A 19615-nucleotide genomic window follows, 5' to 3' on the forward strand; every position below is an offset into this window, starting at 1 on the left:
CATGAAACTGACACTCGATCAGGATGTAATAATAGAGCACTGTCTGCCAGGAGGCATGCTTATTCGCATTCTCCCTAGACCTCAGCATACCCACACTTTCACTTCGCTCAGCGTATCCTACGGGGCTATTCATGATGGAACGGAAGTCTCTGATTCACAGATCAAATCCGCTTCTATTGATGCTCCTTATGGAACGGCACACTTCTTGGAGCACATGATGTTTTGCCAGCCGGGACCCTCAGTCAATCAGCGCCTGCGTTCTCAAGGTGCATCGACTTCGGCTCTCACGAGGTATGATGTAACAACCTATCAGATGGCCTCTACGGATCAGTATTACAGCAACTTGGCTTTGTTTATAAATCTTATCCTCACGCCTTATTTTCCCGAAGAACGAATTCAATTGGAGAGGTCGATTATCAGGCAGGAATTATCCGGTTATACAGATGAGACCGTATGGTTATGTATGCAGCAGCTCCTCTCCATGCTATATGGGGAGAACCATCCATTGGCAATGGATGTCGCGGGTACACCGGACAGTATTGAAGGGATTAATGCATCCGTGCTGCATGAGGTATATGGGCAGCATTATACACAGAACCGGATGGCGCTGACGGTAGCAGGCCCAGTTGAAGCTGACGCTGTCATTGATTATCTGGAGAGTGCAATACCTGTACCGGCTGCCATTTCTCCTGCTTCTTGTGAACAAGTCACATTATCCAGGAATCCCTCCACAGACATGTACCGCGAAACACAGAGGTTTCAGCCGATTCCGGTCGTTCAATTCGGCTTTGCAGCGGACCCTTGTGGTATGTCGGCAAGAGAGCACGTCATGCTGATGGTTGGACTAGAGGCTCTCTTTGGCGAAGCATCTCCGTTTTTTCAAGTGGCGGTTCACAACGGCTTGATCAATAAAAATGCAGGATGGGAGCATTATTATCGATCCTCATTTTCATTTTCCATTATGAGCGGGTTCTCGATTGATCCCAAGCAGCTGTATAACCAGGTTGTCTCTTGCCTCAAGGAGCTGCCGAATCAAGGCATCAGCGAGAAGGTGCTGCAGATGAGCCGAATGAAATGCATTGGCCGCCATTATGCGGAGCTTGATTCGCTCAAGCAGGCCTGCATGTATGTATCGGAGTCAGCACTGATGGATCTGAATTATATGAAGATGGGAGAAATGTTCCTCTTGCCTTCAGATGAGGATATTATGCACGTCTTGTTTGAATATGCAGTCCCTGAGAAGCTGCGGATGTCGGTCATTACCTAGCTGCTTATAGTGATGGGGGTGAATGTATGAGCTGCACGTTAGAGGTGTGGATTCATTACGCTTCCGCCCAGGGGCAGTATATACTGGGGCCTGAACTGCGGAATGCCTTGAACGACAGTGAAGTAAGAAGAATGCTTGGATACAGAACTATGAGAGACAGGGCCCAGTTTGCTGCTTCAAGAGCTTTCTTAAAATACGTGCTCAGCCAGCACCTCGGATGTTCTCCTCAGTCTGTACAGCTGGATTATCATGCGAGTGGGAAGCCGTTCGTCCGCCAAGGCATTGAATTCAACCTGGCACATACTGATAACTTGACATGCGTTGCTATTTCAGGCAGCTGCCCGGTCGGTGTAGATGTGGAACGCATTCGGGACATGCTGAGAACAGAACGAATCGCTTCCCGGTTTCTGACTCCATCGGAACAGAAGTACTGTCTTGCAGCGGGTAATGAACACGATCGAACAAGAATACTACTACAGATTCTGACGCGGAAGGAGGCGCTCGCCAAAGCGACGGGGTCCGGAATCGGAGGCCAGTGGCTTAAACTGAACACGCTCGCGGACGACCATACCTGGATTCGGCATTCACAATCGGAATCAGGGGAGTCCTATACGACTCGTCCGCTGTATCTCTCGAATGATTACATAGGATCGGTCTGTTATCAAGGCAAAGGCCCGATGAGCCTTAAATATCGTACAATACGTTAGATTTAGCCCATTCCTTGTCTTGATTGAGAAGGGTGCGTAAATTATGATGTAGAGGAAGTGAGCAAACGAATATAAAGGAGGCTTTATCGCAATGATTAACTTTCCTGTCCCCGACGCGGCTCAATTTTTCCAAACGAGTGTCATTCGATACTTTACGATCACCAAGGATGAATCCAGACTACTGTTTAACAGCAACTTGAACGGTCAGCCGAACCTGTGGGCTATGGACCTGCCTGGCGGATTTCCTTATCCGCTTACATACGAGAATCAGTCAGGAAGCTTTATCAAGACAGACCCGAATGGCGAATATATATTGGCTGATTTTGACAAAGACGGCGATGAGAATCTGCATTTATATCTGCTGAAGCCTAGCGGCGGCAAGCCTGTTAAGATTGTGCCCGGCGAAGCGGACGAGAAGTTCTACTTCGTTAAGCTGTCGGAGGATGGTAAAAGAATATATTATGACACCTCCAAGGATAATCCGGTTTACTTGAATTCCAGATGTCTTGACCTTGAATCAGGGAAGGACGAGCTGCTTCATGAAGGAGTGGATAGACCGACTTATCATGCGGCCATAAGCCCGGATGAGAGACGCAGAGCCTATCTCAAGATGTTCTCTAACACCCATCAGTCCCTGTTCATTCAATCGGATGGGGAGGCTGAGGTGAAGTACGTATTCCCAGAAGATGAGGTTCAAGTCATTCGAAGCGTTACTTTTATCGATAACGATACTATGCTGTTTGTCACCAATCAAGGGAAGGAATTTGCTTACGTTGCTGAATATAACATCTCAACAGGTGAAATGAGAACAATTCAAGCCTTTGATCAGGAAGAAGTTACCGCTACCCAGTGGCATAAAGAGTCACAGACCATATATATCGGTACGAGTGTGGGAATTGAGAATCGAATGTATGCCGTCCGTTATGGAGACGAAGGGTATACCGAAGTCCCTCTGCCCGTCGATTTCGTAGAGCAGATATCGGTGGCCGAATCGGGTAATCTATATATTCTTGGCCGCGGGGCAGTGAAGCCCTTCAACATCTACCGCTATGTGAATGGAGCATGGGAGCAGCTTACGCATAACGTCGTTGTTGGTCTGACAGAAGAGGATTTGTGTTATCCGGATGTCATTAGATATAATTCCTTCGACGGGATGGAGATTGAAGCCTTGCTGTTCAAGGCAAAGCCGGAGGCCGCTAACGGCTATACGGTCTTCTGGCCGCACGGGGGACCACAGGCTTCGGAAGGCAAGTTTTTTAGACCGATGTTCCAGTTCCTGCTTGCCCGGGGATACAACATCTTCGCGCCAAACTTCCGCGGAAGCACAGGGTACGGGGCTACCTTCGTCAAGCTGGTCGAAGGAGACTGGGGCGAAGGGCCGCGACTGGACTGTGTAGCAGGTATCGAATGGCTGTTTGAACAGGGCATTAGCTCACCGGATCGTCTATTTATCGTGGGAGGCAGCTATGGCGGCTATATGACACTGCTGCTTGCCGGGCGTCATCCGGAGCTGTTCCGCGCAGCAGTGGACATCTTCGGACCTTCCAATCTGTTCACCTTCATTGAATCGGTTCCGGATTCCTGGAAGCCGATCATGGAGCAGTGGCTGGGAGATCCGGTAAAAGACCGTGAACGGCTGATCAAGGATTCGCCGATCACTTATCTGAAACAAATGGTGAAGCCGATGCTCGTCATCCAGGGGGCTAATGATCCACGTGTAGTTCAGGCTGAATCGGATCAGATCGTTGCGGCATTGAAGGAGCAGGGGACAGAAGTGGAATATATTGTTTTGGAAGATGAGGGCCATGGCTTCTCCCGGAAGGCGAACGAAATTCTTGTATATACCGCGATGGCCGATTTCCTCGATAAGCATCAAGCCAGTGTAGAGGTGCACGCCTAGCAGTCTGTTACCAAAATGTGTGTGAAATAGAACATTCAGATTTATAGCAAAAAAGCGATCTTCCCGCCGAGGCAGGGAGATCGCTTTTTTATTACAGTTTATTCGTCGATATTACAGATCGTCAAATCCGTTATCATCACCGACTTTGCCGTAGTTACGGGATTTGGCTTCGAAGAAGTCGGTCTTCGTTGCATTCAGCGCATCATCGGAGAACGGCTTGATCCAAGGCATACTGTTCACATCAACGCCTTCGTATGCTTTGTCCATGCCCATCAGGCGAAGACGCTTGTTCGCTGTGAACTTGATGTAGTCTTCAAGCTCTGGGAGATTGATGCCGCGTACTTTTTCCAGTGTGTAGTGTGCCCAATTGGTTTCCAGCTCTACTGCACGGTTGATCGTACGATAGACATAGTCCATGTTCTCTTTCGTGTTCAGCTCTGGATAGTCAGCCAGCAGCTGCTTGTAAACTTCGGCGAAGAAGTAGCAATGCTGGTTCTCATCCCGCTGAATGTAAGATATCATCTGTGCCGTACCCATCATCTTCTGATCCCGTGCCAGATTGTAGAAGAAGGCAAATGTACTGTAGAAGAAGATACCTTCAAGAATCATATCGGCAACAAGTGCTTCAAAGAACGTTTGCGGCGTAGCTTCGTCACGGAAGTTCTGATAAATATCCGCAATGAATCGATTCCGCTCCAGCAGGACTGGATCATGCTTCCAGTATTCAAAGATCTCCTTCTGCTCATCCCAGGAAACGAGAGAAGAGAGCACATAAGAATAGGATTGGTTGTGCACGACTTCTTGCTGGGCAATGATAGCGGAGATCGCCTCGAGCGAGGAGTCGGTCAAATATTCTCTGACGTCACCGACAAACATCGTCTGCATGGAATCAAGCACGGCCAGCAGGCCAATGTTGATCTTAAACGTGCGCTGCTCTTCTGCATCCAGATGCGGGAACTGCTGTGCATCCTTGGACATTGGAATTTCGTCGGCGATCCAGTAATTCAGCAGCAGTACTTTGTACAATTTATACATATGAGGCATGCGAATGTCGTTCCAGTTCAGAATCCCGGAGTTCTCACCATTAATGATACGGGTGGATTTATTCGGTGCCGCAGTATTAAAAATCTTTTGCTCATTCATTCGGGTATTGCCTCCTTAAGATTCACATGATTCACATTCGTTCTCAATCGTAAGCGCACGGCTGCGTACGTAGTAAGTGGACTTGATGCCCGCCTTCCAAGCATGCAGGTGAAGATCAAGGAAATCTTTTGCACGGATATCAGGACGCACGTACAGGTTAAAGCTCTGTGCCTGGTCAATATGACGCTGGCGCGCAGCAGCCATATCAATGGACGCATGCTGATCGATATTAAATGCTGTCTTGTAGTACCAGATTGTCTTCTCGGACAGGTCCGGTGCCGGATTCGCAATCTTGTAGGTAGTCTTCTCTTCGTAAGACAGCAGCTCATAGAGCGGATCAATACTTGCGGTGGAACCGGCAATGATGGAAGTCGATGCGTTTGGCGCGATCGCCATCATCCATCCGTTGCGTACGCCATATTCACTTACTTCTGCTGCAAGCTCTTTCCACTGCTCTGTGCTGACAAATTTACCTTCACGGCTTCCGTCCATGTAGCCGCGGGATGCGAAGTAGTTGCCGTTCTCCCAGTCTGATCCAGCAAATTTAGGGAATCTTCCTTTTTCTTTTGCCAGCTCCATGCTGGATTTGATAGCAATATAGCTGATCTTCTCGTACAAGTTGTCGTTGTAGGTTACCGCTTCTTCGGATTCCCAGCGAATGCCCTCAAGCGCAAGCAGGTGATGGAGACCGAAGGTTCCAAGACCGACAGCACGGTACTGGCTGTTTGTATATTGTGCTTGAAGTACTTCAATATTATTAATGTCGATTACGTTATCGAGCATGCGCATTTGAATCGGAACAAGACGATCCAGAACGCCATGTGGTACGGCGCGGGCAAGATGGATAGAGTTCAGGTTGCAGACTACGAAATCGCCCGGCTTCTTAGTAATGATGATGCGAGTTTCGCCGTCCTTGGTCACAAGCTCTTCCTGCTCAATGGTTGTAGCAGACTGGTTCTGCATAATTTCTGTACACAAGTTGGAAGAGTAGATCATTCCCTTGTGACGGTTCGGGTTCGAACGGTTTACCGTATCACGGTAGAACATGTACGGTGTGCCTGTCTCCAGCTGTGATTTCATGACACGCTTCATGATATCGATCGCTTGTACAGTGATGCGGGACAGGTCAGGATGATTGGTCGCTTCCTCATATTTTTCACGGAAAGTGCCTTTGCCGAATTCTTCATCATAGAAGTCTTCAAGACCCAGCGCACGGCCATTCTCGTCCTTCCAGCCCATCACTTTCTTCACTTCATGCGGATCGAACAGATTCCACTCTCCGCGTCCCTCTACACGCTCAAGGAACAAGTCAGGCAGGCAGATGCCATGGAAGATGTCATGGGCACGCATGCGCTCGTCACCGTTGTTCAGCTTAAGATCAAGGAATGCCAAGATGTCTTTATGGAAGACGTCAAGGTATACCGCAATGGCGCCTTTGCGCGTACCAAGCTGGTCTACGCTGACTGCCGTATTGTTCAGCTGGCGAATCCAAGGGATAACACCGGAGCTTGTGTTCTTGTGTCCACGGATATCGGAGCCTCTGGAACGCACTTTTCCAAGGTATACACCGATCCCGCCGCCCATTTTGCTGAGGCGCGCTACATCTGTATTGGAATCGAAGATACCTTCAAGAGAGTCGTCAACTGTATCAATAAAGCAGCTGGACAGCTGGCCTGCTACCTTCTTGCCTGCATTGGACATCGTTGGGGTAGCTGCTGTCATGTAGAGATTACTCATCGCCCAGTAGGCTTCCTTGACGAGCTCAAGACGTCTGTCTTCAGGTTCTTTGTGCATAAGGTACATCGCGATAACCATGTAGCGCTCCTGTGGAAGCTCCATGACTCTACCGTCGAAGTCATTCGCAAGATAACGCTCAGCGAGCGTCAAGAGTCCGATGTAATCGAACAGAAGGTCATTCTTCGCTTCAATGGCGGCGCCGAGTTCTTCAATTTGTTCTTTTGTATAGCAATCGAGCAGCTCTTCGCGGTAGATCCCCTTTTTAACAAGTGTCGTGATCAGTGGATAGAATGCACCGTATGGCTCTTCCGGATATGCTTTGTAACGGCGGTTGTTAGCCGCTTTTTTATATAGAGAAGTGAGCAGTGAACGAGCTGCCGCAAATTTCCAGTTTGGCTCCTCTTTGGTAACCAGCTCAAGGGCAGACATGGAGAATGCATTGCTGATTTCTTCACTGGATACTTCGTCACGGCGCAGTTTAGAGGTTACACCACGAACGAGTTTTTCTTTATCAAGCATAGGCAGATCAGCAAGAATACGGTCTGCATATACAGAAATACGGATCTCGTCAAAAGCAAGCTGACGATTGTTTGGTTTATTAACCACTTGTGGCATGAAGAGCCCTCGCTTTCTTGTGATAGTGATAGATAAATGGAGTGAAGCATTAAAAAAAGTAAGATCATCCTGCTGTGAATTTCGCTTCAAAAAAGTGGATTTTCGGGCTAGAGAATCGTACTTGAAGTAATCGTACTTGAAGTAATCGTACATAGAAAAAGCATTTTCCGGCTTTCTCGCGGCCAGATAAATGCCATTTGCGTCCCCGCTTGCTGTTATGGTTATACTGTACGCCGGGGGAAACGCGAGTAAGGTGTGAAAATATAGGATTAATGGATAGCCCATATGTACCTGCTCAGTTCATTATCCCGTGACTTGGAGCTCTTAAATCTCTAGAATTGCCTATTGCCGGGCTAGATTAATTTCTACTAAAAAAAGCTTGACAGTTATAGAGATTCGTACAATGGTCGATTCTGTATCAACACTACATTTGGTTGATGTATTACAAGATTACCCCAATATGTTGTGTTTGTAAACACCACCTTCATGTTGAAACGCATTTGCGATTATAGCAAATATCCCAACATACCGCAAAGGAAAAGGGCTGGAAGAAGTAGTAGAATCTCTTAAATATTTTTTTTCTGTGAACATGGTCATGCTACAATGAGTATATCGTCAATAAAAGTCAGAATGCTGAATCATGTGCGGAGCCTATAGCGGCACAATTTATTAAAAATAGGAATTAAAACTTACTAGGAGGGGATATAAATGGCCATAGCTGAGGTCACGATTATTCCGATTGGAACAGGAAGCACAAGTCTAAGTCCTTATGTGGCAGAGCTGCAGCGTACGCTTGCTAAACAGCCTGGAATTCAATTTGAGCTTACATCCATGAGCACCATTATCGAGGGGGAACTGGACGATATATTTGCAGCCATTCGAGCGCTGCACGAGACCCCATTCGGTGCAGGAGCCCAGCGCGTCTCTACCTCGGTCAAGATTGACGATCGCCGAGACAAGCCTTCTTCTAGTGCTCAGAAGCTGGCATCGGTCAGGGAGAAGCTGTAGATTTGATATCTCATCTTTGAATTTGAACGTTCTGCCTGACTCAAGTCCGTATGTGGTATATATAATGACTGGGCTGTCTAAATGTTCCGTTTTTTGCCTTGAAGTTCTCGAAAAGATGAAGAGAGGATGAAGGGGAAATGCCGCAGAATAAACCCAATATTATCTTTTTTATGACGGATCAGCAGCGCTGGGATTGCATAGGGAAATTCAACGAGCATATACACACGCCTAATCTAGATCGTTTGGCTGACGAAGGCATTACTTACAGTCAGGCCGTTTGTCAGTCTCCGATGTGCGTACCGAGCCGGACCTCCATGATGTTTGGATATTATCCATCCCAGACGGGGGTGAGAACCAATTACGGCGGCATTTACGATGAGGACAGGCTGCCCTCTGATCCGCTCCCCGAATTGATGCGTAAGGCAGGATATCAGACAGCCGGATTCGGGAAAACGCATTGGAATCACAGCGAGCGGACGGAGATTCCTTCTGCCCGCGGGTTTGAAGTGAGGGCCGTAGGACTTGCACGGGACAGCGGTCATTATGAGGAAAATGCGATCATGATGGGAGATACCCACCCAGAGTATCTGGATGCATACAGCAGAGAAACGGTTCACTTTGGCAGTGGTGAGGAGAATATTCAGGGATATATTGGTATGACCAGCCAGGTACCGATGGAGCAGCATCGCGACGGATGGGTTGCTGAACAAAGTCAAAAGTTCCTGGATGAGGGTGTAGATCCGGATCGTCCGCTTTTCTTTTATTTATCCTTCCTTAAGCCGCATGCGGGCTTTAACGTCCCCAAGGCATTCGAGGATTTGTACTCAATTGAGGATATCCCGGATATTCCCCAGCCTCCATGGCTCGACGAAGCGGATACTCACCTAGCCGCGTCAGATGAACTTAACAACCGAAGCAGGGAGTCCTATGTGGATAAGAAGAAGGCATTCCTTGCGATGAGTCAAGAGGAGCGCAGACGCACAACCCTCCGGTATTTTGCCAATTGTTCCTGGCTGGATCATTACTTTGGGTTGGCTCTTGAGAAGCTTGAACGGCTGGGAAGGCTGGAAGATGCGCTGATTGTCTTTGTTTCGGATCATGGAGAAATGCTCGGTGAACGGCAATTCAGGTTCTCGAAATATAATTTATATGATGCGAGCGTCCGGGTACCGTTGATCTTATCGGGTTCGTGGATTGCAGAAGAAAAGCGGGGGACCATCGACGACCGCCCGGCAGAGCTTGTCGATCTCGTTCCTACGCTCAGCGAAGCTGCTGGATTGCCACGCAACCCCATGCTTCCCGGATTCGATCTGCTGGATGATTTGAGGCGACAAGGAACGTTCTGTGAGTTTCATGGAAAAGGAGTCAGTGCACCGCATTCCGCACCGGCCTACATGTGGCGGACGAAGGAATGGAAGCTGATCTTGTATATAGAGGGCTCAGCTCGGGATGCTGCCACGAGAGTGCAGCACACAAAGGGAGAGCTGTATGACCTTACAGCTGATCCTGGTGAGTGGGTCAACCTGTATGAAGAGGCGAAGCATGCGAGGATCAGAGAAGCACTAAAGACCGAGCTATTGATGCATCTTGCTGTTGCGTGGTCCAAGGGCCCGGTGTTATATGATAGGGGCGGCTTGGCGCCACTAGCGTAAAATTGGGCTCTATTTTGGGCAGGTGCGGATTCACTTCGCCCGAACCATGGGCATATATCGTGTATAGATCATTTACTTACACGAAAGGATGTATCGTTCATGACCGTATATCTTTTACCTTCGAATTTCTTTCAGGATGAAATCAACAGAGGCCGAGTAGGGCATTATTATCGGTCGGTATCACAGGATATGGTCAGGTGACCTGGCAGCTCCTCGGCTACGCACCTCCTGTTCCTCCAGATACCAGCGGCATTGTAAGCTTGAACCTGGTTCTTCCGAACGGCTCTGTACAATTTATGCAGGTGAGCAATGTGGATATTATCGGCGCTCAGTATCTTGGACCGACTCCCCCTCACCGGGTCCCGTATCGTGCCAACCTATTATGGCCGCCGCTAGCCTACACATAAAGAAGCGAACGCTGTGATAGCGTTCGCCTCTTAGGTCGTATGAATTTAGAAGCTGTATGTAAATATCTTGTTGTAAAATTTTGTGCAAAGATGTGAATCGAAACTTAGAAGTGAGCAGCAACGATGGTAGAGGAGTGTTTAATATCATGTATATTAGCTGATATTCGTCCTTGGTCACAGATAATGACCAGGTTCTCTGAATCAGGGCATATTTCGATTTCACCAAAGTAGGATGTGCCGTTCTGCATAACCAAGCATACGCTGTATCCTTTATCTTCTGCGTATTTCAGTGTGTCAAGCATGAGAATCCCTCCATTCCAAAAATATTACATACTCTATGTATCGACTAGATGGTCGCAAATGATAATAATGGAACAAAAAAACAGTTAAGTAATTTGATTATACTTAAATTTAAGACAAAAAACATCCTCACTCTTCCTAAGGACGCAGATTTCGGTTATGCGAAAATGCGGGATAAGCTCGAGCCATATAGAACGAACTATAAAAACCTCGAAACTTTCCCGCTATTATTCGCTTTATAGTGAAATGACTGCCCATATCAATTGCTGAGGGTTCGCATAAGCTACTCTAGGTACTGTGAATACTCTACATCATGTGATAACCTCTGTCACGTACGGCAGGTACAGATCTTTCATTGCTATATACAGTCCAATGCCTGCGGCAATGAATGCAAGGATAGCGGCGATAAGGGCTAAGTGCTCGATTTTAGTTGTTTCAGCTTCCATATTGTTGCCATTATTGTTGCCATTATTGATTCTATTCTTGCTTGATGTGCTGCTTTTTTTCATCCATCTCACCCTCTTTACTCAAGATGCCTCCGTTCTTTCTTCTAGTTTATGAATACTCATAGGGAGGCGTTCTAAAAAAGGGTGCTTTCCCAAGTGATATGTGCCCGAAAGGAGAGAAGCCCATGAATAAACAACGAAACGGTACAAGAAAGAAAGTGTCTAAGGCTCCGATTCGAAAAAGGACAAAGAAGTCAGCAAAGAGCGAAGCTGCTTCTAATGCATTTTCTCTTTTGTCGCCAAAGCTGCTGGAAAATATGTCTTCAGAGCAATTCTTGGCCCTATGCAATACGTTATTGGAGATGAAGGATGGAGTTATCGACATCTTCAAAGATGTGAAGCCTGAGAAGAAGCACAAAATGCATAGTCTTATCGTGCAGTTTCTTGATCAATCCGACCAGCTCAATCTGCCGAAGAATTATAAGTCCGCATTGGGGGAGCTTGGGCAGAGATTGAAGCAAATGAATCTGGGTCATACCGCTCCTGCTGATATGAATCAAACAGTGCAAGCTTTGCCGCCGGGTCCCAATGACAAGACTGGCTCGCCTCCCGCGCAAGGTGTTGATACGAAATCCGGCCTACCTCATCCACATCACCCGAATGGACTAAATCCCCAAGCAGGACCTCAGCATCCACCGCATCCGCAGCACCCGCCTCACTGGCCCCGTCCTGGTTACAGGCCACCATCGCATTCTGGTTCAATGACAGTGGACAATAAATAAAAGACAATTAGCCCGGTCGCAATGCAGCCGAGCAACATATGGTATGAATGTAGTACACAGTAAAGGAGGAGTTACAATGAGCGAAGTAGGATACGGATATGGCGGCCAAGTAGGCGGCTTCGGCGGTTACGAAAGTGGCAAATCCATCGGTGCAATCTTGGTATTGTTTATTCTCTTGGTTATTATCGTTAAAGCTTTCTGCTGGTAATGATTTGACCATGATATAAACTTTGGGTCTGCCTGCTTGTATGGGCAGGCCTGAAGTTTTAGCAGAGATTACAACAATGGGATCTAACTTCTCGAATTGTCGTACATCGTCATCTCTAAATAGCAGAGAGCGCAGCTCATAACAATGTGACTTCGATCAGTGCGAGTTATACATTCCATGAACGTTGGACAGCCCCCGTGCGACAAATGCTCGGGGGCTTAATGTTTGTGCTCCCAAGGTCGCCCTCGTTTCAATAATCAAAAGCGGCTTGGTTGAGCAATATATATTTAACCTAATATAATGCTGCTATTCGTAGTTAGCGTAGAAACTACAGCTGCACCTTATTCCTCTACTTAAATTTCATACAACAAAAGCCCTACCTCTCTTTTGTCCTTACGGCTCCGATGACCGCGCCAGTTTGAATGAAAACATAAATTCTCGTGTTTGGGTTATAACGCGATTACTCCATGGGGTTAAATAAGAGTTATCATGGTCAGGGTCAGATGCATTATTCTTATGTCAGCCGCGAATATATGCATGACCTACAAGAGGAATGTAATGGGGTTAAATATTCATAATATAATCTACTATATCATATATTACAGCAATTTACAAACACAGAGCTAATACAGGGAAAACAGGAAAAAGCTTATTCTCGAAAATGGGACTCCTCGGCTATAATATATATTGAGAACAAGCTTCTACAGAAAGCGAGGTTGTATTCATCTTGCAACGGTATCGAGCGCTGCGCAAAAGATTAGCTATAAACTACATCGTAGGCTGGGCTGCAACTTCTGTACTGGCGCTTCTGTCTATACTGTCTTCAACGCTTCATATGCGTGCAGCAGAGTCCTGTCTTTTGGCAGTGATCTTGACTGCAACATTACTTTTTACGCTGCTGATCGGAATATACCTTATCTTCAAACAGGTTAGACCGTACAGAGATATACAGCTTCAAGCTGAATCGGGCACTGATCTTCAACAAGCGTATGATTTCCTCCACAATCTGCCGACTTACGCCTTCTGTCGGATGCTGTTTCCGCATTATATTTGTTTGTCTTTGCCGGTCGTGCTGCTAACCACGATTCTGAAGCGATCAGATCTTCTCCATCTGTCATTTATACATACTTTATATATTGTAATAAGCCTTTTTTTTGTTTCTTACCTTCATGCAATCATTGAATTTATCACAACAACGAGAGTGATTGGACCTTACATATCAGCAGTTAGAAATAAAGCGGCAGCAAGCGGAACCAAGCTGTCTCACATCGGAAAGCTGCCGGCGTCTCTTGGTACCAAAATCGGAATGAGTATGATCTTTATCGCCATGTTTCCTTTATTGCTGCTTATGTTCCTTATAACTGAATTTCGTCTATTTTATTTCTCTGAAACGGTTATGATAGACTGCACCGGAATTGGAGCATGGTATCTGCTGCTTGGCATCGGCTTGTCTATGTTTGCAGCTCGCCTTCTTATACGAGATACGGCTCAGCCTGCAGAACAGCTGAATGCGAGCCTAACGAACTTAAGTCTTGAGCTGAAGCAAAGAGATGAGCTGGTGAAGCAGCTGCAGGACAGCTACTTTAGTACATTATCGGCAGCGCTGGACGCCAGAGATCCTTATACAGCAGGTCATTCCATGCGTGTAGCAGAATACTCGGTTATGATTGGCCGCAAGCTGGGGCTTGCGGAGGATGAGCTTGATATTCTCTACAAAACCGCGCTTATCCATGACATCGGCAAAGTAGGCATTCCCGATATGGTGCTGCTTAAGGAAGGTAAGCTGAGTGAAGAGGAATATCTGACGATTCAGCGTCATCCGGTGCTTGGCGAACATATACTTCAGCATGTACAGCCGGCGCAGTCCATTAAGCCTTTTCTGTCCGGAGTACGTTCCCATCATGAGCGTTATGATGGCAAGGGTTATCCGGATCAGCTGGCGGGAGAGAGGATTCCTCTATCTGGCCGGATTATCGCAGTGGCAGATGCCTTTGATGCCATGACCTCAGACAGACCTTACCGTAAAGGAATGAAGGATGAGGAGGCTATTTCTATCCTGGAGCAGGGCAGAGGAACGCAGTGGGACCCAATTATTGCAGGCATATTTGTAGATCAGTATCGTTGCAGACCATCCTGCTGTTAAGAACTTCATCTCATACCCTGTCGATTCAACGACCCGAAATCGGGTTAAGAATATAACACGCTGGTGACATACTTTCTAGTCTCTAGGAGCTTGGGAATCACCATACAGACAAGGAGATGAGAAGAATGGATAACAACGTATTTAAAGGAAAATGGAATCAAGTGAAGGGCGAGGCCAAGAAGCAATGGGGTAAGCTGACAGATGATGATCTGGATGTCATCGCTGGTGAGAAGGATAAGCTGGTCGGCAAGCTTCAGGAGCGATATGGTCATTCCCGCGACGAAGCCGAGAAGGAATATGATAACTGGAGCAGAACGTACCGTTAATCATAACTGATTCAGTCATTTTATAAAGAAGCTTTAATCGTTTTTTTCAAAATAAGAGAGCGCAGATCCGATAGAGGATTTGTGCTCTCTTTGCATGTTATGATAGGGAAAAGTAAGTTTGTCAGGAGGTATTAGCTCGTGGGACGACGAAAAGGATTAGTCATTGGGGCAACTGGATTGGTTGGCAAGCAGCTCGTATCACAGCTGCTTGCGCATGATGAATATGAACAGGTTACCGCGCTCGTGAGACAGGAGCTTCCGATATCCCACCCTAAACTGTCACAGGTGATGGTCAATTGGGATGAGCTTGAACAGCATGAAGAGGCCTTCATCGGAGTGGACGAATTGTTCTGCTGTATGGGCACCACCATCAAGAAGGCGGGCTCACAGGCGGCGTTTCGCAAGGTTGATCTGGAATATCCCGTTACTGCCGCCAGGCTTGCGCTGTCTCATGGGGCGCGGCAGATGATTGCCGTCACATCCATGGGAGCCGACAGCACCTCACGTGTCTTCTACACCCGAACCAAGGGAGAGTTTGAGGACGACATCGCGAGACTGGGCTATCGCGGCATTCATTTTCTTAGACCCTCCTTGCTGCTTGGCGACAGAGAAGAGAAGCGTACAGGGGAGAAGATAGGTGAATGGGTACTGACGCTTGCCGATCCACTGCTTCGCAAAGGAAGAGGACGGGAGTACCGAGCTGTCCCGTGCGCTCATGTTGCAAAAGCAATGATTAGAGCTGCACTGCGAGATCAGAGCGGGGTGTACCGCCACTCGAACAAGGACATCTGGAAGCTGGCAGAACAACAAAAATAGACAAGCCTGCGTGCTTTGACTACAATGACTATAGAAATGCTTGGATAAACAAACATATAGAGGAGGAGATACATATGAGTAAGAACCCGATTTCCACAGAAAATGCACCTGGAGCCATTGGGCCATACAGCCAAGCGGTTGAAGCGGGCGGTTTTATATTTACGTCCGGACAGCTTGGAATTAATGCACAGACAGGTGAATTTGGTGATACGGTTGAGGAACAGGCGCGTCTGTCCCTTGAGAATGTGAAGGCCATTCTTGAAGCTGCAGGCGCAAGCTTGGACCAAGTGGTGAAGACGACGGTATTCCTGAAGGACATGAATGATTTCGCCCGTGTAAATGAGGTGTACAGCTCGTTCTTCAACCAGCCTTATCCTGCACGCAGTGCGGTTGAGGTAGCTCGTCTGCCGAAGGATGCATTGGTAGAAATCGAGACGATTACGCTGAAGAAATAACAAGCGTTTATACGTGAATATGGAAGCAAAATAAGAGAAGGACCACTTGCCCTGATTTGACATGGCAGACGGTCCTTCTCTTATTTGTGCCTGCTGTTATCTTTTCTTAAAGAACAGCCAGATAGAGTAGATCCGCAGTAATGCCGCAATCCCGGCAGCCGTATAAGCTACAGAGGTCGCCAAACCCATCCGAGTACAACTCCGATCACGTTAAGCCATTTATAAGGATTCCGGTTAGTAGTGAGCAGCATGAAACCCTCCTCGTAAGTATGATACTTGACTATAGGGTTAATTAAGTGCTCGTGTATATCCTTACCCAATAATTTCACATTCAAAATAAGTGTATGCAAATGAGCAGACATGTAATGACCTGCATCGAAAGTTTTAATTTTCCGTAATGTTCATTCATTTCCATTCATATGGGTTAAAGATAGTTAGAGATACAATAAAGCACTGAAAGGGGGCTGGCCAGCGTGATTAGCAAAAGGTCTTCACAGTGGCTGCAGCAGCTTGTCTTTGTAGGTCCTTCACTCGTGTTTTTCCTCCTCATTATTGTGGCTCCGTTCCTGCTGGGAATGTACTATTCCTTCACGAATTGGAATGGTGCAGCAAGCGAGCCCACATGGGCAGGCTTATCCAATTTTCAAAAGATATTTACGGATGATCCCGCCTTTCTAAAATCCTTTACGTTTACAGCTTGGTTCACACTTGCTGGTGTGCTGCTGACGAACGTACTCGGCTTTTTCCTTGCTTATTTCCTGACAAGGCCGCTCAAGACCAAAAATGTCCTGCGTACGATCTTCTTCATGCCGAATGTTATCGGCGGACTGCTTCTCGGATTTATCTGGCAGTTCATTTTTGTCCGCGGATTCGCATCCGTTGGGGAAGCGACGGGACTCGCCTTCTTTAATCTCCCTTGGCTTGGAGATGAGGCGACGGCCTTCTGGGCGATTGTCATCGTCTTTGTATGGCAGACGGCCGGATATCTGATGGTAATCTACATATCTTCGCTGAATAACATACCGCATGAAGTAATTGAGGCGGCTCAAATCGATGGCGCGAGCAAGGGACAGATTCTGAAGAGTATTATCGTGCCGCTCATTATGCCAGGGGTTACTGTATGTTTGTTCCTCGCCATCTCCTGGTCCTTCAAAATGTTTGACCTGAACCTGTCTCTCACGAAGGGAGGACCATTCCGTTCAACCGAATCGGTGGCACTGAACATTTACAACGAGGCGTTCGTGAACGGCAGGTACGGACTCGGTACGGCAAAAGCTTTGATCTTCTTCATTATCGTGGCCATGATCACGTTCATCCAGGTTCGGTTGACGAAGAGCAAGGAGGTTGAAGCATAATGGAATCTGCAAAAAGCTATCGGATAAGCACCTTAATCACCGAAATTATAATGATTCTACTGGCTCTCGTGTTTCTTGTTCCTTTCTATTTCTTGTTTGTGAATTCTGTCAAAACCTTCGGCGATCTGCTGACCAATGCAGCCTCCTGGCCGCAAGCGTTCGAGTGGGGCAATTATCAAAGAGCGTGGGAGATAACCAACTTTCCCAAGGTGCTCACGAATTCTTTAATTGTAACCGTTATCAGTAATTTGCTGCTTGTGCTGATCAGCTCGATGACTGCATATCGGATGGTTAGGCACAATACCCGATTCAATCGTGTGTTGTTTACACTGTTCGTTGCAGCGATGGTCATTCCGTTTCAATCGATCATGATCCCACTCGTCAAAGTGACAAGCACGGTCGGGATTATGAACAGCCATTGGGGGCTTATCATTTGCTACCTCGGCTTCGGGGTTCCGATGTCGGTATTCCTATTCCACGGATTTGTCAAATCGGTGCCTGTAGAGATCGAGGAGGCAGCAAGAGTGGATGGCAGCAACGCTTACGGCGTATTTTTCCGAATTGTCTATCCGCTCATGCGGCCGATGTATGTCACGATTATCATCTTGAATACACTGTGGATTTGGAATGACTACTTGCTGCCCTCCATTGTGCTGCAGGACGCTGAGCTGCATACGATCCCGATTGCAACCTACGCCTTCTTCGGTCAATACACCAAGCAATGGGATCTCGCGCTGCCTGCACTGGTCCTGGGGATCACACCGATCATCCTGTTCTTCCTCCTGATGCAGAAGCACATTATTCAGGGGATTACGGCAGGCTCGGTCAAAGGTTAGGCTTCGATTTCGTGAATCAATCACGTTAATTCATATGAGGAGGAATTCGTCTTGAAGAAAAAGGGACTATTCTTGTTTACGCTGGTATTTGTATGTGCTGTCGTTCTATCCGGCTGCGGCGGAGGGTCAGGCAGCGGTGCTGAGGATGGAAAGACGACGATTAAGATTTTTCAATACAAGGTGGAAATTGCGGAGGCCTTCGATCGGCTTATTGCTGAATATGAGGAGGAGCATCCGGATATCAATATTGAAATTGAGACAGTCGGCGGAGGTAGTGACTATAGTGCGGCGCTGAAGACCAAGTTTGCAGGTACAGAGCATCCGGATATCTTCAACGTTGCCGGATATCGTGAGCTGGACACATGGATTGATTCTCTTGAGGATCTGTCAAATGAGCCCTGGGTAGATGATATCATCGAAGTGGCCAAAGAGCCGATGACAAAGGATGGGAAGCTGTATGGTCAGCCGCTCGGGCTTGAAGGTTATGGATTTATTTATAACAAGGATTTGTTCGAGCAGGCAGGCATTACCGAGCTTCCGAAGACGCTGACCGAGCTTGAAGCGGTGGCACAGCAGCTGCAGGATGCCGGCATCGTGCCATTCTCGAATGGCTATCAGGAATGGTGGGTGCTCGGGAATCACAATGCCAACGTTCCATTTGCACATCAGCCGGACCCGGTTGCTTTTATTGATGGTCTGAATGAAGGGACAGAGACGATTCCGGGCAACCCTATTTTTGAAGATTGGGTTAAGCTGCTGGATCTGACCCTTGCCTATGGGAATAAGAACCCGCTGACGACGGACTATAATACCCAGGTCACCCTGTTTGCTACTGGTGAGGCTGCAATGATGCAGCAGGGGAACTGGACACAAGTGCAGATTGACGGCATCAACCCGGATCTGAATCTCGGTATTCTTCCAATGCCAATCGGAGATGATGCCGAGGTGTATGATAAACTGTTTGTCGGCGTGCCGAACAACTATGTTATTAACAAGAACTCTGAGGTGAAGGAAGAGGCGAAGGACTTTTTGGAATGGCTCGTAACCTCGGATGCGGGTAAGCGGTATATGACAGAGGAATTCAAATTTATTCCTGCCTTTAAGAGTGTGACTGCGGATGGTGAGGTACTTGGAGATTTGGCTGCTGATATTATAGATTACAGTGATCAGGATAAGGTACTGAGCTGGAACTTCAACCGTTTTCCAGAAGGTGTACCGCAGGAGTATGGTGCTGTAATGCAGGCCTACATTGCAAATCCGGACCCAGCAAAGCTGCTGGAGGATATGCAGAAGAGCTGGGACAGCCTCAAAGAGTAAATGAAGCAAAGGTGTGGTTATTAAGATATAGAGAGATAGTAAGAGATAGCTTTGAGACGGCTCCGTAATTGAAGGGCTGTCTCTTTTTTTCTGGTATGAGTCAAGCAAACCAAGGGATCGCCCTTGAATTCGACTTAACAATTTTAAAAAGAGCGATTTTCGTATATGATGGAGAGTAACAATCTAAAGGGGCTA

19 protein-coding genes are annotated in these 19615 nt (G+C 47.2%); 15 read left to right on the top strand and 4 right to left on the bottom strand.

The window, feature by feature from the left end:
- The first annotated feature begins 1 nt into the window (after position 1).
- From BM415_RS15125 to BM415_RS15135, 3 genes are all read left to right on the top strand, one after another.
- Positions 2 to 1267: a M16 family metallopeptidase gene (locus BM415_RS15125; protein WP_170862506.1), complete on the top strand. Its 1266-nt coding sequence runs from the start codon at positions 2 to 4 to the stop codon at positions 1265 to 1267.
- A gap of 26 nt (positions 1268 to 1293) precedes the next feature.
- Positions 1294 to 1974 (top strand): 4'-phosphopantetheinyl transferase family protein, encoded by a 681-nt coding sequence (locus BM415_RS15130; protein ID WP_091159503.1) that lies wholly within the window; start codon positions 1294 to 1296, stop codon positions 1972 to 1974.
- A 91-nt stretch (positions 1975 to 2065) separates the two neighbouring features.
- The gene (locus tag BM415_RS15135; RefSeq protein WP_091159504.1) at positions 2066 to 3874 is read left to right on the top strand and encodes a S9 family peptidase; all 1809 of its coding nucleotides are present in this window, start codon (positions 2066 to 2068) and stop codon (positions 3872 to 3874) included.
- A 111-nt stretch (positions 3875 to 3985) separates the two neighbouring features.
- On the opposite strand, the gene BM415_RS15140 is transcribed toward BM415_RS15135, so the two are convergent.
- Both BM415_RS15140 and BM415_RS15145 read right to left on the bottom strand, forming a co-directional pair.
- Complete coding sequence (locus tag BM415_RS15140; RefSeq protein ID WP_091159506.1) at positions 3986 to 5017, bottom strand: ribonucleotide-diphosphate reductase subunit beta; 1032 nt, start codon at positions 5015 to 5017, stop codon at positions 3986 to 3988.
- Positions 5018 to 5032: 15 nt separating this feature from the next.
- Positions 5033 to 7369: a ribonucleoside-diphosphate reductase subunit alpha gene (locus BM415_RS15145; protein WP_091159507.1), complete on the bottom strand. Its 2337-nt coding sequence runs from the start codon at positions 7367 to 7369 to the stop codon at positions 5033 to 5035.
- A 708-nt stretch (positions 7370 to 8077) separates the two neighbouring features.
- Between BM415_RS15145 and BM415_RS15150 the strand changes: the two genes are divergently transcribed.
- The 3 genes from BM415_RS15150 to BM415_RS15160 all read left to right on the top strand — a co-directional run bounded on the left by BM415_RS15150 (position 8078) and on the right by BM415_RS15160 (position 10436).
- Positions 8078 to 8377, top strand: coding sequence for an MTH1187 family thiamine-binding protein (locus tag BM415_RS15150; protein ID WP_091159509.1), 300 nt, complete (start codon positions 8078 to 8080; stop codon positions 8375 to 8377).
- Positions 8378 to 8514: 137 nt separating this feature from the next.
- Complete coding sequence (locus BM415_RS15155; RefSeq protein ID WP_091159511.1) at positions 8515 to 10029, top strand: sulfatase family protein; 1515 nt, start codon at positions 8515 to 8517, stop codon at positions 10027 to 10029.
- Between the two features lie 197 nt (positions 10030 to 10226).
- On the top strand, positions 10227 to 10436 hold the full coding sequence (locus BM415_RS15160) for a hypothetical protein (RefSeq protein WP_091159512.1): 210 nt from the start codon (positions 10227 to 10229) through the stop codon (positions 10434 to 10436).
- Positions 10437 to 10540: 104 nt separating this feature from the next.
- Here the strand turns inward: BM415_RS15160 and BM415_RS15165 are convergent, their stop codons facing one another.
- On the bottom strand, positions 10541 to 10738 hold the full coding sequence (locus BM415_RS15165) for a hypothetical protein (RefSeq protein WP_091159514.1): 198 nt from the start codon (positions 10736 to 10738) through the stop codon (positions 10541 to 10543).
- Between the two features lie 309 nt (positions 10739 to 11047).
- Complete coding sequence (locus tag BM415_RS15170; protein WP_091159515.1) at positions 11048 to 11245, bottom strand: hypothetical protein; 198 nt, start codon at positions 11243 to 11245, stop codon at positions 11048 to 11050.
- A gap of 122 nt (positions 11246 to 11367) precedes the next feature.
- Between BM415_RS15170 and BM415_RS15175 the strand changes: the two genes are divergently transcribed.
- From BM415_RS15175 to BM415_RS15210, 9 genes are all read left to right on the top strand, one after another.
- Positions 11368 to 11964: a hypothetical protein gene (locus BM415_RS15175; RefSeq protein ID WP_091159517.1), complete on the top strand. Its 597-nt coding sequence runs from the start codon at positions 11368 to 11370 to the stop codon at positions 11962 to 11964.
- A gap of 76 nt (positions 11965 to 12040) precedes the next feature.
- Positions 12041 to 12172: a YjcZ family sporulation protein gene (locus BM415_RS25350; RefSeq protein WP_211753669.1), complete on the top strand. Its 132-nt coding sequence runs from the start codon at positions 12041 to 12043 to the stop codon at positions 12170 to 12172.
- Between the two features lie 727 nt (positions 12173 to 12899).
- Positions 12900 to 14315 carry an HD-GYP domain-containing protein gene (locus tag BM415_RS15180; protein WP_244533408.1) on the top strand — a complete coding sequence of 472 codons (1416 nt, stop codon included), beginning with the start codon at positions 12900 to 12902 and terminating at the stop codon, positions 14313 to 14315.
- A 125-nt stretch (positions 14316 to 14440) separates the two neighbouring features.
- Positions 14441 to 14641 (top strand): CsbD family protein, encoded by a 201-nt coding sequence (locus BM415_RS15185; protein ID WP_091159519.1) that lies wholly within the window; start codon positions 14441 to 14443, stop codon positions 14639 to 14641.
- Between the two features lie 138 nt (positions 14642 to 14779).
- Positions 14780 to 15457, top strand: a complete 678-nt coding sequence (locus BM415_RS15190) for an oxidoreductase (RefSeq protein WP_091159520.1) — start codon at positions 14780 to 14782, stop codon at positions 15455 to 15457.
- Positions 15458 to 15531: 74 nt separating this feature from the next.
- Positions 15532 to 15912 (top strand): RidA family protein, encoded by a 381-nt coding sequence (locus BM415_RS15195; protein WP_091159522.1) that lies wholly within the window; start codon positions 15532 to 15534, stop codon positions 15910 to 15912.
- 473 nt (positions 15913 to 16385) lie between these two features.
- A complete protein-coding gene (locus BM415_RS15200) occupies positions 16386 to 17267 on the top strand; it encodes a carbohydrate ABC transporter permease (protein ID WP_091159524.1) in 882 nt (293 codons plus the stop codon).
- Complete coding sequence (locus tag BM415_RS15205; RefSeq protein ID WP_091159525.1) at positions 17267 to 18103, top strand: carbohydrate ABC transporter permease; 837 nt, start codon at positions 17267 to 17269, stop codon at positions 18101 to 18103. Before BM415_RS15200 ends, BM415_RS15205 begins: the two co-directional genes overlap by 1 nt.
- Before the next feature lie 51 nt (positions 18104 to 18154).
- On the top strand, positions 18155 to 19420 hold the full coding sequence (locus BM415_RS15210; protein ID WP_091159527.1) for an ABC transporter substrate-binding protein: 1266 nt from the start codon (positions 18155 to 18157) through the stop codon (positions 19418 to 19420).
- Positions 19421 to 19615: the final 195 nt, after the last annotated feature.

The sequence above is a fragment of the Paenibacillus sp. 453mf genome, from assembly GCF_900116105.1.
Lineage (GTDB): Bacteria > Bacillota > Bacilli > Paenibacillales > Paenibacillaceae > Paenibacillus > Paenibacillus provencensis.